Annotated in this window: 4 protein-coding genes; 2 read left to right on the top strand and 2 right to left on the bottom strand. The window is 57.5% G+C overall.

Annotation, left to right across the window (positions count from 1 at the left end; genetic code table 11):
- Positions 1–370: 370 nt before the first annotated feature.
- Positions 371–634 (bottom strand): DUF6894 family protein, encoded by a 264-nt coding sequence (locus tag AC5ZG1_RS43685; protein WP_496136495.1) that lies wholly within the window; start codon positions 632–634, stop codon positions 371–373.
- 560 nt (positions 635–1,194) lie between these two features.
- Positions 1,195–1,386, bottom strand: coding sequence for a CsbD family protein (locus tag AC5ZG1_RS43680; RefSeq protein ID WP_456647041.1), 192 nt, complete (start codon positions 1,384–1,386; stop codon positions 1,195–1,197).
- A 511-nt stretch (positions 1,387–1,897) separates the two neighbouring features.
- On the opposite strand from AC5ZG1_RS43680, the gene AC5ZG1_RS43675 reads away from it, so the two are divergent.
- Together AC5ZG1_RS43675 and AC5ZG1_RS43670 are read left to right on the top strand one after the other, a co-directional pair.
- Positions 1,898–2,026 (top strand): hypothetical protein, encoded by a 129-nt coding sequence (locus AC5ZG1_RS43675; protein ID WP_456647040.1) that lies wholly within the window; start codon positions 1,898–1,900, stop codon positions 2,024–2,026.
- 146 nt (positions 2,027–2,172) lie between these two features.
- Positions 2,173–2,385 carry a DUF6894 family protein gene (locus AC5ZG1_RS43670; RefSeq protein WP_456647039.1) on the top strand — a complete coding sequence of 71 codons (213 nt, stop codon included), beginning with the start codon at positions 2,173–2,175 and terminating at the stop codon, positions 2,383–2,385.
- The last annotated feature ends 571 nt before the right edge of the window (positions 2,386–2,956 follow it).

Below are 2,956 nucleotides of genomic sequence, written 5' to 3'. Positions count from 1 at the left end.
TCGACCTGAGTTCGGCACTCACTGAAACACTATCACCCGAAACCTAGCTGGCCGCGGCCCTCACCGGAGGGTTACCCTGGAAAGAGGGAGTGGCCCCGTCGTTCTCCACGAGGCGGGGTCCCCTCTGAAACCCGAAATGGCCCCCGGAGCTGGGGCGGCTCCGTTTGGGCCCCTACTTGTTTCCGTCGCCGGGGACTCGGACGGGGCCCTGTTAGAAAACGATATCGCGGCACCACGGTTGAGCTCCAGCTTTCGAGATCGGCGCCGCAAAGCTTGCATCTAAAGCTCTCGACCTCACGGCCGGCCGAGGCGACCTCCGTTCGATCGTAGACAGCCCGCATTGGCACTCCCGAATCGTCATGATCTGATCTCAATTCGCCCCTCGCCGCTGATGTGTTCCGTCCAAGGCATGCTGGACTTCAAAGCGCAAGGTAACCCGCAATACCGGCCCAGAGTCATCGCGCACTTCGATTCTCAAGTCGCGGACCAAAGAACCCGGGAGAACATCCCTGGCTAGGTCTGCCATCGCCGCCGACGCTACGGCCTTCACCTTCTCAAATGAGGTAATCTCAAGACCGATTTCGTCGGGGACGAAGTTCTCGTTGTCGCGGGTGTCGAAATAATAATGGGGCATGCGCCACAAGCGCATTGCAGCGCCATCTGTTCCTAGCGCCAAACCAATATCGTGCGGGCGATTCCCAATCCCTCAGTGCGAGACCGGGCAAAGTGGCAATGGCCCTCGTCGAGGTCCGCTTGGCATGGCCGACAAGATTTGCTTACGCTGAGTTCTTCTGACTTTCCTCAAACGCACGTTCGGCACATCATTTGCTGAGCTCCGCCGAGATAACCAGGCAGTCTTTCCCATGCATCGAAACCAGATGCGCGGTCTGGCGTTGGGACCGATGGACGATGATGATTTGCAATCCCGCAGTGAACAAGCTCTCGTCGTAGTGACCCTCAGCACGGCAACGCTGATCGCGTGCGTCAGCCTTTTGGTATCTCAATTGTAAGGCCGCCGCAGTTGGCGCGTCTTTCGTTTGGAATGCCACTTCTGCCCCGAAAGGGCATAGCGGCACGCCGAAGCTAGAGGTCGGTTCTTAGAGGCAAAGCAGACTTCGTCACTCAGCCAGACCGCCCTGTGGCAAAAGAAAAGGTCGCCCGGAGGCGGCTAGTTCTTGGTCTTCCCTCTTGTGCTTATTTCTTGAGGGCGCCAGCGGCGTCCCGCGCTGCATCCTTCACATCTCCGGCGGCGTTGTGTGCGGATCCCTTCGCCTTGTCCATCTTGCCTTCGGTTTCCATCTCCTTGTCGCCAGTGAGCTTACCGGCACCTTCTTTGATGGCGCCTTTTGCCTTGTCGGCAGCGCCCTTCACATGTTCGCGATCCATGGTCGTGTTCCTTTTGCTGTGCGGAAGACCACACAACGAAAGGGTTACGCAGTGGTTCCTCGGCGCCCGGGTCGGCCCACACGAAGACTTCTGAATTTGCCCAAAGCTGAAGACCGCATTGGGGATCGTTATGTCGGCTTCGCCGCGGTAGACTGGACTTCAGCGCGACATCCTATTGCCGCTTCTGAGGCCGAGAGTCCTAATCAGTATTCTCGATTGATCCCCGGCTCCGCCGGCGCGCGATTGCGAACGAATCCGTCTCCGTGCCGCAGTTCGCGGATGTCCTGCTCTGCTCTGCACAGGCGCTCGTCGACCACCCGGATGTCGCCTCGCATGTCGGCTACTTTGCTGATCTGCTCTACAAAGGTCTTCACCGCGGATTGGATGCCCTCGACGCCAGTCTCCAGCTTTGTGATCCGATGGGAGCGCCAAAGTGTTAAAGGGAAGAAACTCTCGCCGTCGACTGTGTCGTACCGAGTGACGATGTCGCCGGCGTCGTCCGGTAAACAGCATGAAATACGAAGACAACTTCATGTTTGAATATGAACTACTCACAAAATGGGATTGGGTGCTGGTCGTGGCGGTCAGCACGCTCGTTGCGCTGCTGCTGGCCGCCGGTGTTTATTGGTTGGTCACTTAGCAAACGAACCTGAGGTTGGCAGCCGCTGTAATAAGATTGGACCCCCAACAAGGCAGGCCTTCAATCTCTGCGCCGATCGACGGAGCTGTTAGGAACGGTCGGCGGAGGGTCTCGTTTTGCGAACGGAAAGTCGTGGTTTGCTGTCAATGCCCCGTTTCTTCTTTCACATCAACGGAAAGTTCCCGTTTCAGGATGAAGTCGGAACCGAGCTTCGAGACGATCGCGCTGCCTGGAAGGAAGCTCTGTTGCTGACCCGAGACATTGAAACATGGCTCCAGCCGGGGGAGAGTTGGAGCCTCGATGTCATGGCGCGCGACGGCTGTTTGTACCGGATCAGCATCACGAGCGAAGAAGGATGAACAGAGCGGCGGATATGGGCGACACGCCCCAGATCTCTCTCTCTTCGAGGCAAAAAAGCCCGGTCGCTAAAACCGGGCTGAGAAGTTTGCAGTTGCACAACGCTCCATGGTGTTGAGCGTGCGGTGCGGGCATAAAAACTTCGCTACACCAAGCGCGGTTCCAGTAGCCCGGTAAAAGTTGCAATCGACTGTGCTCACGCCGCAACAACTCAGTGCCTTGGCAGGCTCGCGCGAGAGGCAGAACGGCCATAGCCGATTTGACCGACGGTTCCGTTCCGTGAAACAAATGTCCGCTTTAGCAGTTAGATGCATCACTCGCTGGCGGGGTAAAGTGATGAATTTCTTCAGCAACGACAGTCTCCAGCATCCAGGAACCAAGACGAAAGCCGTTGTAGATGCGGGGCTCAACCAGAGCTTACACATCAGATGCTAGACTCGACGCGAGGGCTGACCATACGCATCGACTAATGCCAGTGCGGGAGCGAAGCTGGACCGAGCATCGAGAGTAACCGCCCACAGCCGTGGACGTTAAGTTTGCCTGCACGACAGCGGGATACGGGATTTTCTCTGC

The sequence above is a fragment of the Bradyrhizobium sp. Leo78 genome, assembly GCF_059512425.1.
Note: the sequence above shows the minus strand (reverse complement) of the source record. Positions and strands in the feature narration are given on the sequence as shown.